General features: G+C 66.6%; 11 protein-coding genes and 1 riboswitch. Of the genes, 7 read left to right on the forward strand and 4 right to left on the reverse strand.

Annotated elements, in window-relative coordinates:
* Positions 1 to 92: 92 nt before the first annotated feature.
* Positions 93 to 3,188 (reverse strand): carboxypeptidase regulatory-like domain-containing protein, encoded by a 3,096-nt coding sequence (locus MNO14_RS01965; RefSeq protein ID WP_241945139.1) that lies wholly within the window; start codon positions 3,186 to 3,188, stop codon positions 93 to 95.
* A gap of 176 nt (positions 3,189 to 3,364) precedes the next feature.
* A riboswitch (TPP riboswitch) is annotated at positions 3,365 to 3,460 on the forward strand.
* 129 nt (positions 3,461 to 3,589) lie between these two features.
* Between MNO14_RS01965 and thiC the strand changes: the two genes are divergently transcribed.
* Together thiC and MNO14_RS01975 are read left to right on the forward strand one after the other, a co-directional pair.
* The gene (gene thiC / locus MNO14_RS01970; protein ID WP_241945140.1) at positions 3,590 to 5,467 is read left to right on the forward strand and encodes a phosphomethylpyrimidine synthase ThiC; all 1,878 of its coding nucleotides are present in this window, start codon (positions 3,590 to 3,592) and stop codon (positions 5,465 to 5,467) included.
* Between the two features lie 126 nt (positions 5,468 to 5,593).
* On the forward strand, positions 5,594 to 6,190 hold the full coding sequence (locus MNO14_RS01975) for a DUF4136 domain-containing protein (RefSeq protein WP_241945141.1): 597 nt from the start codon (positions 5,594 to 5,596) through the stop codon (positions 6,188 to 6,190).
* A gap of 72 nt (positions 6,191 to 6,262) precedes the next feature.
* Here MNO14_RS01975 and MNO14_RS01980 read toward each other — a convergent pair whose 3' ends face one another.
* The gene (locus tag MNO14_RS01980) at positions 6,263 to 7,276 is read right to left on the reverse strand and encodes an alpha/beta hydrolase (protein ID WP_241945142.1); all 1,014 of its coding nucleotides are present in this window, start codon (positions 7,274 to 7,276) and stop codon (positions 6,263 to 6,265) included.
* 324 nt (positions 7,277 to 7,600) lie between these two features.
* Here MNO14_RS01980 and MNO14_RS01985 point away from each other — a divergent pair, with 324 nt between their 5' ends.
* The 3 genes from MNO14_RS01985 to MNO14_RS01995 all read left to right on the forward strand — a co-directional run bounded on the left by MNO14_RS01985 (position 7,601) and on the right by MNO14_RS01995 (position 13,970).
* Positions 7,601 to 9,973, forward strand: coding sequence for a winged helix-turn-helix domain-containing protein (locus tag MNO14_RS01985; protein WP_241945143.1), 2,373 nt, complete (start codon positions 7,601 to 7,603; stop codon positions 9,971 to 9,973).
* A 110-nt stretch (positions 9,974 to 10,083) separates the two neighbouring features.
* Positions 10,084 to 10,959: a helix-turn-helix domain-containing protein gene (locus MNO14_RS01990; protein ID WP_343226406.1), complete on the forward strand. Its 876-nt coding sequence runs from the start codon at positions 10,084 to 10,086 to the stop codon at positions 10,957 to 10,959.
* Positions 10,960 to 11,126: 167 nt separating this feature from the next.
* Positions 11,127 to 13,970 carry a TonB-dependent receptor gene (locus MNO14_RS01995; RefSeq protein WP_241945144.1) on the forward strand — a complete coding sequence of 948 codons (2,844 nt, stop codon included), beginning with the start codon at positions 11,127 to 11,129 and terminating at the stop codon, positions 13,968 to 13,970.
* Positions 13,971 to 14,140: 170 nt separating this feature from the next.
* Here MNO14_RS01995 and MNO14_RS02000 read toward each other — a convergent pair whose 3' ends face one another.
* Together MNO14_RS02000 and ppa are read right to left on the reverse strand one after the other, a co-directional pair.
* Complete coding sequence (locus MNO14_RS02000) at positions 14,141 to 15,190, reverse strand: HDOD domain-containing protein (RefSeq protein WP_241946229.1); 1,050 nt, start codon at positions 15,188 to 15,190, stop codon at positions 14,141 to 14,143.
* 174 nt (positions 15,191 to 15,364) lie between these two features.
* Positions 15,365 to 15,898 (reverse strand): inorganic diphosphatase, encoded by a 534-nt coding sequence (ppa, locus tag MNO14_RS02005; RefSeq protein ID WP_241945145.1) that lies wholly within the window; start codon positions 15,896 to 15,898, stop codon positions 15,365 to 15,367.
* 189 nt (positions 15,899 to 16,087) lie between these two features.
* Here ppa and MNO14_RS02010 point away from each other — a divergent pair, with 189 nt between their 5' ends.
* Positions 16,088 to 17,653 carry a M91 family zinc metallopeptidase gene (locus MNO14_RS02010; RefSeq protein WP_241945146.1) on the forward strand — a complete coding sequence of 522 codons (1,566 nt, stop codon included), beginning with the start codon at positions 16,088 to 16,090 and terminating at the stop codon, positions 17,651 to 17,653.
* Between the two features lie 243 nt (positions 17,654 to 17,896).
* Entirely contained in the window at positions 17,897 to 18,439 is a 543-nt protein-coding gene (locus MNO14_RS02015) for a hypothetical protein (RefSeq protein WP_241945147.1), read from the forward strand.
* Positions 18,440 to 18,492: the final 53 nt, after the last annotated feature.

An 18,492-nucleotide genomic window follows, 5' to 3' on the forward strand; every position in this document is an offset into this window, starting at 1 on the left:
ACGCCGTCGCGCGCGCTGTCAATGGTTTTCGGCGAAACGGTTCGCGTGGTGGACACCCGCGGCCCGCGGGCCGCGGGGTCGACGGTCCGGGCTCAGTAGTCGTAGCGGACCTGGAAACGGAATGCGCGCGGCGACTGGTAGCTCACCGCACGGTGGGCCTGGTTGTAGATCGTGCCCGGGCTCGGGTGCTCCCAGTACTCGATGACGTTCTGCACGGTCTGGCTGTCGAAGACGTTGAACACGTCGCCGCGCACCTGCAGCCGGCCCTGTGCGAAGCGCGGCTGCCAGGTCAGGCCGAGGTCGAGCTGGGTGGTCCAGGGCAGGGTGCCGGCGCTGCCGCGTGGGGATGGTTCGCCGTCGACGTAGAAGTAGTAAGGCCCGTTGTAGTAAATGAAATCGTAGAAGTACGGATCGTCGACCTCGTCGGCGGGCAGTCGCCCGAGTTTGTTCAGCGGCCGGCCCGAGGCATGGGTCAGCGTGGCCGACACCCGCCATTGCGGCCCGAGCTGGTAGTGACCGAACGCGCGCAGATAGTGGCGCCGGTCGTTGGGCAGGTTGCCGTAGGCGTTGTAGCCCAGTTCCGGGAAGTCGTAGGTCTGCGTGGCGGAGACGTCGGACTGGCCGAGGTCGGACAGCAGTTGGCCTTCGGCGTTGCCGTAGTTGTGCGACCAGGTGTAGTCGAGCTTGCCGGACAAGCGCTCGCCCACGCGGCCTTCGAGGAACAGGTTCAGTCCCAAGTAGCGGCGCTTGAGCTTCTCGAAGCCGAGCGCCTGCGCCGACAGCGGCACCTCGGTGACGTTGCCGTCGGCGTCGATCGCGCGGAAGGTGTTGTTTTCGCCGGGATTGAACAGCCGGCAGTTGGCGAAGTTGTCGACGATGCCGCCCGGCACGAAGCCGGTCCGGTTGCCGGCCGCATCGAACGTGAAGCCGGGATCCACGCCGTTGGCCTCGGCCCAGGCGACGGCGCCACGGATGTCGCAGAAGTCCTCGATCGCACTCTTGAGGTCGCGGTAGACGAAGCGGGTGCCTAGGTTCCAGCTCTCGCCCAGCCGCTTCTCGAAGCCCACCACCAGCTCGTCCTGGTAATGCGACTTGATGTCCTTGGCGGCGACGGCATCCGGGTTCTTGGCCTGTCCGTACTCGTTGTTCGGCGAGAACGGCCCGCGACCGATCGGCGTCAATCCCTGCGGCACGCCGGTGACCGGGTCGATGCTGTCGAACGCGAAGTACTCGGATGTGCTGAGCGACGGCAGCGCTTGCCGATAGGCGGTGCGGTTGGGCAGCGCCAGATGGTAGCGGCCGGCGTTGGCGAAGACCTTCAGCGACGAGTCGCCGTGGACGTCCCATGCCAGGCCCAGTCGCGGCGCCAGCTGGTGGCGTTGGGAGATGAACGCCTCGCCCTGGCTGTTGTAATTGGTGAACTGCTCGTTGCGCAGGCCCAGCGACAACAGCAGGCGGTCGTTGACCTGCCAGCGGTCCTCGATGTACTGCGCCGACTGCTCGACGCTGAAGGTGCCGCCCTGGCGGGTGACGCTGCGCACGACGTACTCGCCACCTGCCGGCGCCACGGCGCCGCCGCTCAGTACCGTACCCGGCGCTGCCCAGGCGTACGACCACGAATGCCCTGGGCCCGTGGACGCGGTGCCGCGGCGCACTTCCAGGTCCTGATGGTCGAGGCCGACGCGGACGTCATGGTCGCCCAGCCGCCATTCGAGGTCGAGCCGGTAGCCGTCGGTCTTGTCGTACTGGTCGGGCCAGGCGGTGGTCGAGAACGGCTGCTGGCTGTTGCCGAAGCGTTGCTCGGGCGGCACGTTGGTGCGGGTATCGGAGACATAGACAGCGTTCGGATCGGGATTGAGCCCACTCTGGATCACGATGTGATCCTGCTTCTGCTGTCCGTAGAGCGCGGTCAGTGTCAGGTTGTCGGTCAGGTTGCCGGTGTACTTGCCGATGTAGAGCTCGCCGCCGTCCTCGTAGTAGTAGCCGGAGGTCCTACTGCGGTCGATCTCGCCCGTGGTGTAGCGATAGCCGTGGTAGACGTCGGTCTGCTTGGTGACGTCCGAGATCGCCGTCAGTTCCAGGCGATGGTCGTCGTTGACGTACCAGTCGATCTTCGCCAGCCAGCGCGGGATGTCGTAGTCGTAGTTGCGATGGCCGGTCTGCGTCGCGGTGGAGGTGTCGGGCTCGAGTGCCGTGATCTCCTGTTCGGTGAACTCGCCGGCTGCGTAGAAGAACAACCGGTCCTCGACGATCGGGCCACCGACATAGGCGGCGTAGGTCAACGCCTCGTTCTCGTAGTAACGCGCGCGATCCTGGTAGAGACGGCCCTCGTAGTCGGCCACACCGGTGCCGTCAGGATAGTAGATGTTGCGGCGGTCACCGCGGCCTGCGTCTGGATTCCAGACGACCTGTCCACCGAACGTCCATGCATTGGTGCCGCTCTTGGTGACGATGTTCACCACACCGCCAGTGGCGCGGCCGAACTCGGCGCTGTAGCCGCCGGTGATCGCCTGGTACTGCGCGATCCCGCCAAAGGGCAACGTCGTCGAGCCCAGCGCGGTGTACGGGTTGGTCACCGCGTAGCCGTTGATGTAATAGGCATTCTCGGACGCCGACGCGCCGCCGAATGAGGCGACGTTGCTGAAGCCGCGCGCGCCCTGGTACCGCGAATCGCCGGCCACGGCGCCGGGCGCGAGCAGCGCCAGCGCCCCGAGGTCGCGACCGACGGTGAGTTTCTCCAGATCCTCGCCGGTGAAGACCGTGCGTGAGTCGACCTGCGAGACGTCGATCGTCGGCCCCGCGATACCGATTACGCGCACGCGGTCGAGGTCGACCGCGGCGCTCGCCGCGAACGAAACGTCCGCGCCGCCGCCCAGCAGGACGGCAACGTCATCACGCGTCGCGACGACCTCGCCGCCTCGCTCGAGCGTGACGCGGTAGCGGCCGACCGGCAGCGACGCCGCCCGGTAGCGGCCAGTTGCATCGGTGGTCAGCGTGCGCACGGTCCCGGTGTCGAGGTTGCGAATCGTGACGGTATCGCCCGGGGTTCCGGTCGTGCCGAGGATATTGCCGGTCGCATTGGACTGCGCGGCGGCCTCGCTGCCGAGCAGTACCAGTCCGAGCGCGGCGGCGAGCAATGTGGGCGGAAGCGCCGATCGCCGGCGCGCGCGGGTGTGGTGCTGTGTCATGGCCTTCCCCTGATCGTGTGGTGCGGTGTCTCCCCATCGACGGTGATAGGACGCCGGGCCCGGCGTGGCAAATGACGATTCGGCATTCTCTAAGTCGCCCACGGGTGGGAACGCGCTGCGCGGCCCACGTCACCGGCGGCGCCCCTTGGGCGTCCATCGGCTTCGTGGTCTAATCGGCCCCGAAGCGGGGGTACCGACACCAGTCGGTTGAGACAGTCCCTTCGAACCTGATCCGGTTGATACCGGCGTAGGGAAGCTTCGCAGCCGGCCCCCGGACCGACAGCGCGCGCAGGCGTGCAGGCGGCACGCGGTCCGGGCGCGCCGCCGCTTCGTCCCGCCTTGCGAATCCCTCGCAGGCGACGCCCGCACCTTGAGGTGCGGCATCCAACAGGACGAACGCCATGAACGCCCAGCCCGCCAGCCTGTTGCAGCAGGCCCAGCAACTCTCCGACTCGGTGACCCGACCCATTCCCGGTTCGCGCAAGATCCACGTCCAGGGCTCGCGCCCGGACCTGCGCGTGGCGATGCGCGAGATCGCACTGACGCGCACGCCCACGTTGTTCGGCGGCGAGGACAATCCGCCGGTCACCGTCTACGACCCATCGGGCCCCTACACCGATCCGGACGTGAAGATCGATCTGGCCGCGGGCCTTGCACCGCTGCGTGCGGCCTGGATCGCCGAGCGCGGCGACACCGAGGTCCTGCCCGGGCTGTCGTCGAGCTTCGGGCGGGCGCGCGAGCATGATCCCCGGCTCGATGGCGTGCGTTTTCCGTCGCGTGCGCAGCCGCGCGTGGCCAGGTCCGGCGCCAACGTGACCCAGATGCATTACGCGCGCCGCGGCATCATCACGCCGGAGATGGAGTACGTCGCGATCCGTGAGAATCAGCGCCTGGAGCTGGTGCGCGATGCGATGCTGCGCAGCCAGCATCCCGGTCAGGCCTTCGGCGCGAGCATCCAGCCGTCGATCACGCCTGAGTTCGTGCGCGACGAGATCGCGCGCGGCCGCGCAATCCTGCCCAACAACATCAACCATCCCGAGAGCGAGCCGATGATTATCGGCCGCAACTTCCTGACCAAGATCAACGCCAATATCGGCAACAGCGCGGTGTCGTCGGGCATCGCCGAAGAGGTCGAGAAACTGGTCTGGGCGATCCGCTGGGGCGGCGACACGGTCATGGACCTGTCGACTGGCAAGCACATCCACGAGACCCGCGAGTGGATCGTGCGCAATTCGCCGGTTCCGATCGGCACCGTGCCGATCTACCAAGCGCTGGAAAAAGTGGACGGCCGCGCCGAGGAGCTGACCTGGGAGATCTTCCGCGACACCCTGATCGAGCAGGCCGAGCAGGGCGTGGACTACTTCACCATCCATGCCGGCGTGCTGCTGCGCTACGTGCCGCTGACCGCGAAGCGCGTCACCGGCATCGTGTCCAGAGGCGGCTCGATCATGGCCAAGTGGTGCCTGGCACATCATCGCGAGAGCTTCCTGTTCGAACACTTCGAAGACATCTGCGAGATCATGAAAGCCTACGACGTCGCGTTCTCGCTCGGCGATGGCCTGCGCCCGGGCTGCATCGCCGACGCCAACGATGCGGCGCAGTTCGGCGAGCTGGAGACACTGGGCGAGCTGACGAAGGTGGCCTGGAAGCACGATGTCCAGACGATGATCGAGGGGCCCGGCCACGTGCCGATGCAGCTGATCAAGGAGAACATGGACAAGCAGCTGCGCGAGTGCGGCGAGGCACCGTTCTACACGCTGGGGCCACTGACCACCGACATCGCGCCGGGCTACGACCACATCACCAGCGCGATCGGTGCGGCGATGATCGGTTGGTACGGCACGGCGATGCTGTGCTACGTGACGCCCAAGGAGCATCTGGGCCTGCCCAACCGCGAGGACGTGCGTGATGGGATCATGGCCTACAAGATCGCCGCGCATGCCGCTGATCTGGCCAAGGGCCACCCGGGTGCGCAGGTGCGCGACAACGCGCTGAGCAAGGCCCGGTTCGAGTTCCGCTGGCAGGACCAGTTCCACCTGGGGCTCGACCCGGAGAAGGCGGAGGCCTTTCACGATGAGACCCTGCCCAAGGACGCCCACAAGGCGGCCCATTTCTGTTCGATGTGCGGGCCGCATTTCTGCTCGATGAAGATCACCCAGGACGTGCGCGACTACGCCGCCGAGCACGGGGTGGCGGACGCCCAGGCGTTGGCGACCGGCCTGGCCGAGAAGTCGGCGGAGTTCCTTGCGCAAGGGGCCGAGGTTTACCGTCCGCAATGAGGGCGGCCGACGGCCGCAGGCACGTGTCTTGCGGCCGTCGCATCCGCTCGACGGCGCGCGGTGTATGTTCAGGATCGGTATCGTGGCAGCGCGTCACGATCCACCCGTCAACAGGGAGACCCCAAGATGAAGACCTCGACCTCCCGCGTGGCCGCTTGGCTGGTGGCCTTGTGCGGCCTTGCCCTGCTCGCCGGCTGCGCGACCGGACCGCGCATCACCACCGAGGCCGATCCGCGGGCGGATTTCTCGGCCTACCGCACTTGGTCGTTCTATACGCCGCTGGCGATCGAGAAGGAGGGCTACGAGACTCAGACCAGTGAAGTGACCAAGGCGGCCGTGCGCGCGGAGATGGAGCGCCGCGGCTACCGCTACAGCGAGACTGATCCGGACCTGTGGGTGAACATCAACGCCTACATGGAGCGTCGGACCGATGTCAGCAGCTATCCGACCGTCGACTATGCCTATTACTACAGCTATCGCTACCGCGGTTATTTCGCGATGCCCTACTGGAACGAGCGTACCAGCGTCTACCGCTACACCGAAGGCACGATGAATGTGGACCTGGTGGACGCCCGGCAGAAGCGCCTGGTGTGGGAGGGCATCGCGGTCGGACGCGTCGCCAATCTCAAGCCCGAACAGCGCGAGCAGCGGATCTATTCGACGATCGCCGAGATTTTCGCCAACTATCCGCACCAGGCCGGCGCGCGCAGCCAAGCGCTGTAGGCGGCCGACGCGGGAGACGAACGAAGCGGGCCGATGGCCCGCTTCTTTGTTTGTGTGTGCGGCCGCAGCCGGTCAGGAGCTGGGCGTCTGCCAGCGGGCCTCGATGAAAACTCGGATCTCCTGCGCCATGTCTTCATCCTCCGGCGTTCCGCCCATGAAGCCGCCATGGGGCATGCCTTCTCCGAGATAGAACTCGACCGGGATCTTGGCACGGACCAGCGCCCGGTGCAGGCGTGCCGCGTTGGAGAGGAACAGGTCACGGGTCCCTGTTTGCAGGAAGGTCGGCGGCAGTCCGTCGAACTGGCCGAACAAGGGGGACAGATAGGGATGACCGAGGTCCGCGCCTCCGGCATAGAGCCGGTTGATCGGCATCAGCGGGACCGGAAGCATCACATCCACATCGCGATTGGTGTGAAAGCTGTCGCCGGATTCGGTCAGGTCGACTTCCGGCGACAGCAGCACCAGGCCGCCGGGCATCGGCAGGCCTTCATCGCGTCCGCGCAAGAGCATCGCCAGGGCGAGGTTGCCGCCCGCCGAACGCCCGATGAGGACGATATCGGCGGACGCGTGCTGGGTCAGCACATGCCGATAGGCCGTCAGACAATCGTCCAGCGCGGCAGGGTAGGGATGTGCGGGCGGCAAGCGGTAGTCCACGCCATAGCAGCGGACACCGTAGCGGTCCGCCTGTTGCTGCGCACTGATGCGGCAGGCCTCGCCACCACCGAACAGAAGGGCGCCGCCGTGCAGATCGATGCAAGCGCGCTCGGGGTGCGCCGACGCGTCAGGCGTGGCGACATGGATCTCGGTCTCGCCAAGAGTCAAGGTCTCGAAACCGGCGTCCAGGTGCTCGGCGAGGCCTGTCATGGCGGCCTCATACTGACGATTCACCTGGTCCTTGAGGGCTTGCCAGGCGGCGTCATCCTCCGCTGCGGGCAGACGCATCAGCGCATTCACCGGCGCGCCCTGGGGCGTGACCAAGCGCTGCATTGCGGCCATCGCCTGCGCGCTGATCGACGTCGGAAAGGGAACGATGCGTTCAGGGAGCGACACGCCGTTGCACGGGGTGGCGGTCTTGGCTTGTGTCATGAGGGTTCCGGAGCCTGGTTGGGTTGCAATGGGGAATGGAGCTTGTCTACGAAGAAGTCCCATTCAGAAATCGCGCGACCAAGCCGCCATCCCGGCGCGGACCATAGCGGGCTTGCGCTGGATCGCCTCGATGCGGCCCCCAGGGACGTGGTCTTCTCGCGGATTCGGGAACCGGGGAGTGTAGGCGGCTGCAGATTGCATCCGAGCATGCCCCTGGCGGCACTGTCGTGTTGCGCTCGTCCGCTTTGCCGGATCTGGCGCCGGATCGTGCTGTGTTCAGCTGACGTTGACTAGGCTTGGCGCCCACGCCGTTTGGATCGCAGCATGACCGTGTCACGCCACGTGGAGGAGGTCGCTTCCCCGCAACGCCTTCGCGTTGGCGCGGGCGTGGTGGATTTCGCCACCCGCGAGATCGAGATGCTGGGTGCGCGGCGCAGCGTCCGTGTGACACCGAAAGCGGTGGCGGTGCTGCGTGTGCTTGCGCGTAGTCCTGGCGCAGTGTTTTCGCGCAACGATCTGTTGGCCGAAGCCTGGCCCGACACGATGCCGACCGACGACGTGCTGACGCAGGCGATCACGCAGTTGCGCAAGGCCTTCGGTCAAGGTGACGTTGGCGCGGCCGAGGGACGGCGCTACATCGAAACCATCGCCAAGAGCGGCTATCGGCTAACGGTGCCGGTCTCGGTGCTAGAGCCCCCCGCTCTGGAGCATGTCTCTCTAGAGACCCCCCCACCGGGGCACGTATCTCCAGCGTCGCCGATATCGAGTGATGCATCGCCGGTGGCGCATCCGGCACCGGCGTCTTCTTCGGCCCGTTTTCCGTCGACGGCAGAGGTTGCGGCAGTGCCCGGTTCGGCGTCGGCGTCCGGACATGCGGCTTGGTGGGCCGGTGCGGTGGTCGCGCTGGTGGCGATCGGCCTGGTGAGCCTGATGTTGTTGGCGCCTCAGATCTCCGGCTCGAGACCTGCGTCCACCGATGCGACCGCGGTCGTCCAGGGCAAACCCTATCGGCTGGTGACCTCGGCCGCCGGGTTCGAGCTGTCCCCAAGCCTGTCTCCCGATGCCAGCCAGGTCGCTTACTCGGCCCGCACGCTGCACGACGGGACGCCGTTGCCCGGTCAGTCGATCCTCGTCCAGGCGACGACCGGCAGCGCGCCCCATGCACTCTCGATCCCTGCGGTCGGCGAGCGCGACGATCTGCCGGTCTGGTCGCCTGATGGCGAACGCATCGCGTTCGCGCGGTGGGACGATGCAGGTGGTTGCCGCATCATGCTGGCTGCCGTCGCGGTCGTCGGTCAGGCGCGCGAGATCGCCCGTTGCGATGGCAGCGAGTTGCTGAGCTTCGATTGGCTGCCCGACGGCAGCGGGCTGTTGTTCGGCACCATGACTGGCAGCCTCGACGGTGCGGGCGTGCGCGTGCTTGACCTGGCGACGGGGCAGTGGCGTGCGATCCGCTATCCGGCCTCGCCTGGCGATATCGACTATCTGCCGAAGGTTTCGCCTGATGGGCGTTGGATCGCGTTCGTGCGCAATCCGCAGCTCGGCGATCTGTGGCGGATTCCCGTCGATGGGGGCGAGGCCGAGCAGTTGACCCAACTGGGCGCAGAGTTTCGCGGTCTGAGTTGGACGTCCGATGGCCAGTCGCTGGTCTACGGCCGCAGGATCGACAGCGAGACCCGCCTGCACCGGTTTGACCTGGGCACCGGCACGATCTCGGATCTGGGCATCGAGGACGCGCAAATGCCGGCGATCGCACGCAATGCGGACATGGTCGCGTTCGTGCATCGGCAACCGCAATTCGCGCTCAACCGGATCGATGCCGTCTCCGGGCATCGCGAACGCTTGTTCGCGTCGTCGGGACGCGACACGCAGCCGGTCGTGGCGCCGGATGGCCGGCAATTGGTGTTCACGTCCGATCGCTCGGGCAGCTCGGAGTTGTGGTGGGCCGACCTGGAGCGCTCCGATTCGCTGCGATCGATCCCGGGAGTCCGTCCCGACACGCGGCAGCCGCCGGTGTGGTCGGACGACAGCCGCCGCGTGCTGATCTCGGCGCTGGATGCGCATGGGCGTCCTGGAATCGTCGAGATCGAGCCGGCATCGGGGACCGTGACGGCGCTTCCGGTACCCGCCGCCCATCCCCTGCAGGCGGTCTACGGTGAGGATGGGGCGCTGTTCGTGATCGAGGAGGAGCGCGAGGGGCGGACGGCCTTGGTGGCCTACGATCGCAGCTGGCGCGTGCGCGGGCGGCTGGATGGCGTCTCGCACGTCCAATTCGATCCGCAACGCGGCCGGGTGCTCTACACCCGCCTCGACGGCAACGGCATCTGGAGCGCGACGGCCGATCTGGCGCAGCCGCAGCGGCTCAGCGCGGACGTCCCCTCACGCTGGCGCTACCGCAGTTGGGCGCTGACTTCCGACGGGCAACTGTCCTATCTCGACAGCGACAGCGATTGCCGCAGCAGGATGACCCGGTTCGTGATCGGCGATGGCGGCTTGGAGCGGCAAGACGAACATTGCCTTGATGCATCCAATCGCAGCACGGTCAACGGATTCAGTGGCCATCGCCAGGGCTGGCTGGTCTCGATTGCAGTCGACGATGGCACCGATATCGGGGTCATGGCGATGCCGGTCGCGTCGAATGATGAGCGCAGCTTGCTCGCCAAATTCTTGATTGCATTGAGGAGAAAGATGTCGTAATGCTTTCGGAAAAAAGACGGGACGAATTCGGCAAAGTTTAGCCGCGCCGTCAGGCAAGCCGAGAGGAGGCGTGGCAAAAAGGCCGCCCCTTTCCTGTCAGGCGTGTTCGCATGTCCTCTGTCCTGTGGTCGCAGCGCGGTCATCTGCTGCAGTTCGATCAGCTTTCGGCGTCGGCCCAGTGCGTCGGCGCGTCGCGGTTGGGGGTGGTGCAGGTGACCGCGCCTGCATTCAGCATCTGGGTGCAGGTCCGCGGGGATGGCTGGATCGAGTCGCGCGAGGGCCGTTTTCGCATGCGCTGCGGCGACTGGATGGCGTTCGAGAAAGAGTCCGCGCCGCTGATCCAGACCGGGCCGCAGGGCATTTGCATCGGCTTGGCGCTCGATGCGCGCGCGCTGGCTGAACTGCAAGCGCTCGATGACGGTGGCTTGTACGCCGGCCGCGGGCGGGTGTCGTCGCGGGAGGTGCGTGGGCTGCTCCGCCTGTGGCGCGAAGCCCAGCGCGGCGCGGGCGACCGGCTCAGCGTACGGCCGCTGCTGCTGCAACTGGCGATCGTGCAGCGCGACCTGGCCGCTCGCGCACGGCGTTGTCCGGGACGTTCGCGCAATCGCAAGCGGCAGGTCTTCGGCCGCATGCAGCGCGCCCGGCTTTATCTGGAAGGGCATAGCGACCGCGTCGTGCGTATCAGCGAGCTGGCGGATCTGACCAGCTTCTCAAGCTGGTACTTCTCCAAGGCGTTCCACGCGCTGTACGACGAAAGCCCCCAGGCGCTTTCGGTGCGCCTGAGGCTCGAGCGGGCCGGTCATCTGCTGCGGACGACCTCGATGATGGTCGGCGAGGTCGCAGCCGCGACCGGTTTCGACAACTGCTGCAGCTTCGCCCGCGCGTTCAAGGCCCATCACGGCACGTCAGCGAGTCGGTTCCGGGCGGCGGCTGCGCGTAACAGCGGGGCCGGCGTGGGGACCGAAGAGGTGTACGCGAGCCTCTGAGACGCCGCTGTGACAGAAGTCACACAACAACGGCGCATTCATCCAAGAAGCCAAATTCGGCAAATCCAGAGGGCCTGCGCAGCAAGGCGTGAATCCGGCGTGCAGACGTAACGTGCGATGGGCGTCTTAACGCGTCAGTAACACACCACTCTGGAGAGAGAATTTTGATGAACCTTCGCACCTCCGCGATCCGCAAGGGCCTGCTGCCCGCCGCGATCGTGTTCGCGCTCGCGCCCGCCGCTGCCAGCGCGCAGAACCAGACGCAGGGCACCACTGAACTGGACCGTATTCAGGTCACGGGTTCACGCATCCGTAAGGTCGACGTCGAGAACGCACAGCCGATCCAGACCATCTCGCGTACCAATATCGAGAATCAGGGCTTCCAGTCCGTCGGCGACATTCTGCAGAACATCGCTGCCACGGGTAGCCCTTCATTGAGCCGCTCCAACCCGCTGGCGTCCGGTGAAAGCCCGGGCGGTACGTTCGTCGATCTGCGCAATCTGGGCCCCGAGCGTACGCTCGTGCTGCTCAATGGTCGTCGCCTCGGCGTCAACAATGACGGCCTCCAGGATCTGGCCACCATTCCCTCGTCGATGGTGGAACGCATCGAAGTGCTGAAGGATGGCGCCTCGTCGCTTTACGGCTCCGACGCAGTTGCAGGCGTGATCAACGTCATCACCCGTCGCAACTTCGATGGTGCCGAAGCAAACGCCTACTACGGTCAGTACGGCGAAGGCGATGGTGCTGTCCAGTCGTTCGACTTCACCATCGGTTCGCAGGGCGAGCGTAGCTCCATCGTCTTCGGTGCGCAGTACGACAAAGAAGATCCCGTCTTCGCGAAGGATCGTCCTTTCTCGCGCTTCTCCTATCCGGGCCAGGACGAGTCCAACAACTACACGACCGTCGGCGCGATCGGCAACATCCGTAATCCGAACGGTCCCGGCTGGCTCGTGCTGCGCGACGGCGGAGATCCGACCAATCTGGCCGATTACCGCCCGCAGGTGAATCCGGGTGACGGCGTCATCGGCGATACGAGCAATGCCGCCGAGCAGATGATGGTCAAGACCGGCATGGAGCGCACGTCGATCTTCACCAGTGCCGACTTCGACCTGACCGACAAGCTCCGTTTGGTCACCGATGCGAGCTTCAACCGTCGCGAGACGAGTGTGCAGGTTGCAGGCTACCCGTTGCAGAGCGGTGCGGTCGATGTGCAGACCCCGATCAGCGCCGACAGCTACTTCAATCCGACGGGTGCGACGCTCGATTTCCGGCGCCGTGGCTGGGAAGTGCCGCGCACCACCGACCGCCGTCTCGACACGTACCGCTTCAGCGCCGCGCTTGAAGGCTCGTTCGAGGTCGGCGAGAAGTTCTTCGACTGGGATGCGGGTTACCTGTTCACCCGTGGCGACTCCACCATTCGTGGCCGCGGAGACTTCAACAAGCTTGCCGTGCGTCAGGCGGTCGGCCCGTCGTTCCTCAACGATGCTGGTGTCGTCCAATGCGGTACTCCTGATGCACCGATTGCGCTGGCGGACTGCACGCCGTGGAGCCCGGTTCTCAGCGAAGGGCCCTACTCGCTGGCCAATCCGGACATCCAGCGTCGATTCTTCCTGATGGAGAACGCGACGTCGGAGACGACGACCCATAACTACTTCGCCAACGTCAGCGGCTCGATCGTGACGATGCCCGCCGGTGAACTCAGTTTTGCCGCTGGCCTGGAGAACCGTCGCGTCAAGGGACGTTACTCGCCAGACGCCTTCGCGCAGACAGGTAACTCGACCAACCTCGCCGCACAGGAAACCTCCGGCGGGTACAGCGTCAACGAAGCGTACCTCGAGCTCGACATTCCGCTGCTGGCGGACGTGCCTGGTGCGCAGGAACTGGCGCTCAATGTCGCGAGCCGCTACTCGGACTATGACGTTTTCGGCGACACGACCAACAGCAAGGCGAGCTTCCGCTGGAGGCCGATCGACGACTTGTTGGTGCGGGGTACCTGGGCGGAGGGTTTCCGTGCGCCGGCGGTGTCCGACTTGTATGGCGGCGTTGGTCAGACCTTCGATCGCTACGTCGATCCTTGCGACACCGTGGCCGGTGCCGCCGCCAACAATCCGGAAGTTTTCGCCCGCTGCGCCGCCGACATCGCCAACTACGAAGGCTATCGTCAGCGCGGACAAGGCGGTACGGTCGCCTACGGCGGCCAGACCGGTACGCCGTTCCTCAGTGGCTCCAATCCCGATCTGACCCCTGAAACCTCAGTCAGCCGTTCGCTCGGCCTGGTGTACAGCCCGCAGTATGTGAACGGTCTGGGTGTTTCGCTCGACTGGTGGAAGACCAAGATCGACAACGTCGTGACTGCGTTCACGGCGTCGGGCATCCTGGCCGACTGCTATATCTACGACATCAGCTCGCAGTGCGACTATTTCACTCGTGACGAAACCACGGGCACTGTCGACAACCTGACGCGAATTGGCCGTAATGCGGGTTACTGGGAGATCGAAGGCTACGATCTCGAGGTCAACTACGCGCTGCCCGAGACTGCGTTCGGTAACTTCGGTGTGAACTGGGCGACGACCTACTACAGCAACTTCGAGATCAAGTCCGACAGCACCGACAACACGACGCCGCAGCCACAGGTCGGCTTCGGAGGGTCGTTCCGCATCCGCTCCGTGGCATCGTTGAACTGGGACTACGGTGATTTCGGGGCGACCTGGACTGCGCGTTACTTCTCGGGCGTCAAGGAGGAGTGCTATTTCGATGTGCCGTGCAATCTGCCCGACTACATCGATCAGGACGACAACGCGATTCCGCAGAACAAGACCGGTTCCAACACGTTCAACGACGTTCAGATCCGCTGGAAGGCGCCGTGGAACGCGACGGTGTCCATCGGTGTGAACAACGTGTTCGATCGCGTCGGTCCTTTGATGTACACGCAGCCGAGCAGTGGCTTCTCCTACCAGGGCAGCTTCGATATCGGCCGCTTCACGTACATGAAGTACCAGCAGCGCTTCTGATCGATCGAAGCAACGCACGTGGCAAGACTACGGCCCCGAAAGGGGCCGTAGTTCTTTGTAGCGAAGGCATTGGTCGTGCGGCTCGCCGCCCAGGAGCTAGGCGGGCGGGGGTCGCATGAAAGCGAGGTGCTCTTACGCGGGCCGATCGCGGGCCGCCCAAGGGCACTCCATCAGGGCACCGCGGACGCCCGGGCCGTGTCGAGTGCCCACGCACGCCAATCCTCCACCCGCTCGAGCATACCGACGCGCGCCAGATAGTCTTCGCGCAGCGGCAGGTCGCCCGCGAGCGAGGTCGCGACGTGCACCGCGCCGACGATCCAGAAGCCGCGCGTGCCAGCAAGGGCGGGGTCGCGCTGGAATGCAACGGCCTCGATGATCGGCATCGGCAGGCCCCACAGGCCCAGCAGGTAGGCGCCGGCTTCGATGTGGCCGGGGGCATCGAATGGGGTGTCGTCGTCTGTCGCCACTGCGTCCGGACGGGCATCGCGGACGCCGGGCAGCAGCAGGCCGATGTCGGCCAGCAGCGCGGCAGTCGCGCCGAGTTCGGCGCTGGCATCGGGCAGCAGCCGGCGGGCGAGCTGCGAGGCGTGCAAGGCGCGCTGCTGCAGCGCGTGGCGGTCGACGTCGATGCGCCCGTGCTGCGCGAAGACCTCGCTGGCGAGCACCAGGTCGCGCATCGTCGACAGCCCCAGGCGTGTCACCGCGGTCCGCAAGTCGGCGACCGTCCGCCCGGCCGCGTAGTAGGCCGAGTTGCATAGCTGCAACACCTTGGCGGCAATCGCCGGATCACGGCCGATCAGGCGGGCGATGTCGGCCGCGCCGGCGGCATCCTCCGCCTCCAGGGCATGGGTCAGCGCCAGATAGGTCTGCGGCGGTGGCGGCAGCCGTTCGATGCGGCCGATGCACGTGCGCAGGGCCGGGTCGTCGAGCAGGTCACGCAGTTCCTGGAGGCTGCCGATGGCCTCGAGCAACTGGGCGTCGTCGACCGGAAGGGGCAGGAAGCGGTGGGCGAGCGAGAGCAGGCGGGCCGCCGGCTGGGCGCCGATCAGCGCGATGCGCGAGGTCTCGGGTCGCAGCGTCCGGATCTGGCCGAGCAGCATGGCCGCGGACATGTCCGGCAGTGTGGGTGCCACGACAACAACGTCCTGCGGCGATTCGGCGGCAAGGGCCATCGCAGCGCCACCGTCTTCGACATGCGCGATGTCCCAGCGCGCGTCCATGCTGCCCGCCAGTTCGAGCCATCCGGCGGGCAGGCCGTCGCTGCCCCCCACGAACAGAATGCGCACGTGTGCCTCTCCCCCTGCGGGATGCTGCGCGGGCGCAGCGTCGGTGCGCCGGTGCGCCTCGAGTGCGCGCCGGGCGGGCGCCGGCGCTCGCCCGGCGCCGGATGCGGATCAACCCGCCTGCTTGTAGGCCTCGATCGCGTCGACCAGGATCTGCTTGGCCTCGGCGGCATCGCCCCAGCCTTCGACCTTGACCCACTTGCCCTTCTCGAGATCCTTGTAGTGCTCGAAGAAGTGGCCGATGCGCTCGAGCCAGTGCGTGGACACCTTGTCGAGATCATCGACGTGGGCATAGCCGGCGAAGATTTTCTCGACCGGAACGGCGAGGATCTTCTCGTCGCTGCCGGCCTCGTCGCTCATCTTCAGCACGCCGACCGGGCGGCAACGGATCACCGAGCCGGGCACCAGCGGCAGCGGCAGCACGACGAGCACGTCGGCCGGGTCGCCGTCGCCGCAGACGGTCGAGGGCACGTAGCCGTAGTTGCACGGATAGCGCATCGGCGTGGACAGGATGCGGTCGACGAAGATCGCGCCGCTCTCCTTGTCGACCTCGTACTTGACCGGCTCGGCGTCCTTCGGGATCTCGATGATGACGTTGATTTCGTGCGGCGGGTTCTTGCCGGTGGAGACGGAATCCAGGCCCATGCTGCTGCGGTTCCAGTGCGGAAAGTGGGCCGTCATTCTACGCGCAAGGCATGTTGCGGCGCAGCGCGCCTTGTCGGGCCGTTTCGCCTGAAACCGTCATGGCCGGGGCCAGCCTCGGGTACGCCCTAGTATGGTCGTCCCATACGCTGGCGTACATATGGCCGTCACTCTTCTCGTGCAGGGCCCGTCATGACCACGCTCGACTCGCTGTCGCCCACGTCTGTTCCGTCCGCAAGCACCCAGGGCTACTGGGACAATCCGCTCGATCCCAACCCTCGCGAGCATGAGGGGCCGGCCGACGGCATCGATCTCAGCCAGCCGATCAAGGGCCTGGCAGACGACGGTCCACAGGTGACCGTGAGCGAGGGGATGCGGCGCGCGGCCGAGGGCGCGGTGGAGATCGACGGCACGGCCAGCAATCCGAGCCAGCGCACCACGGGCAGTACGCCGGACGGCAAGCCGATCCAGATCGATCCGCTGCACAAGGATGGGCAGGTGGAGATCGCCCGCGAACGCACCGTCGCCCAGGGCTATGTCAGCCGCGACCAGGTCGTGTTCACCACCGGCAGTGGCGACGACGATGTCGGTGTCAGCCAACGCGACGACGGCACGCTCGATGTCTCCGTCAACGGCGAGAGCTACGAAGTGCGATTGGGCGAGGGCCAGGAGCTGACGCTGCGCACCGGCGAGGGCAATGACACGATCAAGGTCGCCCCGAATGTCGACGTCAACATCGTCGTCGACGCCGGCCAGGGCGACAACGATGTGCTTGTCGAAGGCAACGGCGACAACCGCATCGCCAGCGGCGACGGTGACGACCTGATCCGGGTGACCGGCAGTGGCCGCAACGATATCCACACCACCGGCGGCACCAACGAGATCCATGGCGGCAGCGGCGTCAATGTGATCTATGGCGGCGACGGCAGCGACACCATCCATGCCGGCTCGGGCACCAACTACATCGAGGGCGGCCGCGGCGATGACGTCATCCACGGCGGCGGCGAGTTCGACATCATCTCCGCCGGGCGCGGCGACGATACGGTCCACGTCGGCGAGGGGCGCACCACGGTGTACGCCGGCGAGGGGCAGGACACGATCGAGGGCGCCCATGCGCAGACGACCGTGTATGCCGAGGTCTCGGATCTGGTCAATGCCGCGACCGGCGCCAAGCCGACCGTGGTCAATGTCGAGATCGACAACAGCGTCGGCGACCGCGGCATCGCAGTGAAGGGCTCGGACGCCTTTGTGCAGCGCATGCAGTCGGAACTGGACTTCCTGCGCGCCTCGCCCAACGGCCAGCAGATGCTCGCCGAATTCGACAAGGCGGCCGAGGCCAAGGGCAACAGCGTGACGATCCAGGAGCTCGCGAACGAGGACAACGGCTACGCCCAGACCTTCAGCAACGACGCCGACATCATCAACGGGCGTCCGGGCGCCGGCGGCGATGTGACCATCAGCTACAACCCGTCCTTCCACATGGACGCCTTCCCGGCGCCGTCGGTGGTCCTCTATCACGAGATGTCGCATGCCTATAACGGCGTCAACGGCACCTTCCTGACGGGCACCTATCGCGGCGAGGGTCCCGACAGCGGCCAGGTGCCCAATGCCGAACGGCAGGCCGTGGGCCTGGAGACCAGTGCCCAGCCTTACGACTTCGACGGTACCGGTCCGCTCACCCACAACCCGATCCATCTGACCGAGAACGGCATCCGCCGCGAACTGGGCCTGCCGGATCGGCCGAGCTACGCGCTCTGAGCAACCGCGCCGCGATGCGGCGCGGTGATGTCGGCACGGAAGGCGGCGCATGCGCCGCCTTCCGCGTGAGAACGAGGGCGCCGCGGCGCGGGTGAGGCCGCGCGCGGCGTGCGCGCCCCGCTCACGGCGTCCGCCGCATGCTGGTGCCTGCCCCGCACATCGTGCGCCGCGCACGGCCTGCGGCGCTGCCGGCACCCTTGCGTGCACGGGGTCCGATGCCGCTTCCCGAGAACGAGGTCTTCCATGACGCCGACCGATACTGCCCGCGCCCATGTCGACGCCGACGGCGTCACGCTCGAAGCCGTGTTTGCTGTGACGACGCGCGGTGCGCTCGAGGTTCGCTATCGGCTGCGCAATGCTGGTAGCGTCGCGCTCGCGGTGTTCGACCGGGGCGACCGCCATGCGGTGCTGACCGGGCGCCAGAAGCAGGGCGCGGCCGGCATGCCCTACCTGCGCGAAGAAGGCGACGGGCGGGTCACGCTCTCGCACATCGCGCAGTCGCTGCCCACGCCGGCACCGACCGTGCCGCCTACGCCGCTGGTCCGTCGTGTCGAGCCGGGCGGTGACCTGGCCGGCGAGTTCGCCTTCTCGCAGTGGCTGGGCGATGCGCCGGACGCGGTGCGCTGGTGTCTCGGGGTCGCCCCGGCCGACGCCGCCCGGTTGCTCGCGCCTGAGCCGGGCGACGACGGCGAGGTGTGGCGTGCCGATTTCTCGTTCGCCGATGCCCAGCGCCTGCTGTGCACGCCGTGGTTCGATCTCGCGCAGGGTGTGTTCCTGCGCGATTGACTGCGGTCCAGGCCGGTCGCACGTGGCGCGCCGCGGCAGGCGCTGCGCCGGAC

Origin of the sequence: Luteimonas sp. S4-F44 (assembly GCF_022637415.1) — a bacterium.
GTDB lineage: Bacteria > Pseudomonadota > Gammaproteobacteria > Xanthomonadales > Xanthomonadaceae > Luteimonas.

Excerpts from the sequence above, each read along its gene's own strand:
- MNO14_RS01965 (WP_241945139.1), bottom strand. The coding sequence starts at position 3,188 with ATGACACAGCACCACACCCGCGCGCGCCGGCGATCGGCGCTTCCGCCC.
- thiC (WP_241945140.1), top strand. The coding sequence starts at position 3,590 with ATGAACGCCCAGCCCGCCAGCCTGTTGCAGCAGGCCCAGCAACTCTCC.
- MNO14_RS01975 (WP_241945141.1), top strand. The coding sequence starts at position 5,594 with ATGAAGACCTCGACCTCCCGCGTGGCCGCTTGGCTGGTGGCCTTGTGC.
- MNO14_RS01980 (WP_241945142.1), bottom strand. The coding sequence starts at position 7,276 with ATGACACAAGCCAAGACCGCCACCCCGTGCAACGGCGTGTCGCTCCCT.
- MNO14_RS01985 (WP_241945143.1), top strand. The coding sequence starts at position 7,601 with ATGACCGTGTCACGCCACGTGGAGGAGGTCGCTTCCCCGCAACGCCTT.
- MNO14_RS01990 (WP_343226406.1), top strand. The coding sequence starts at position 10,084 with ATGTCCTCTGTCCTGTGGTCGCAGCGCGGTCATCTGCTGCAGTTCGAT.
- MNO14_RS01995 (WP_241945144.1), top strand. The coding sequence starts at position 11,127 with ATGAACCTTCGCACCTCCGCGATCCGCAAGGGCCTGCTGCCCGCCGCG.
- MNO14_RS02000 (WP_241946229.1), bottom strand. The coding sequence starts at position 15,190 with ATGGACGCGCGCTGGGACATCGCGCATGTCGAAGACGGTGGCGCTGCG.
- ppa (WP_241945145.1), bottom strand. The coding sequence starts at position 15,898 with ATGGGCCTGGATTCCGTCTCCACCGGCAAGAACCCGCCGCACGAAATC.
- MNO14_RS02010 (WP_241945146.1), top strand. The coding sequence starts at position 16,088 with ATGACCACGCTCGACTCGCTGTCGCCCACGTCTGTTCCGTCCGCAAGC.
- MNO14_RS02015 (WP_241945147.1), top strand. The coding sequence starts at position 17,897 with ATGACGCCGACCGATACTGCCCGCGCCCATGTCGACGCCGACGGCGTC.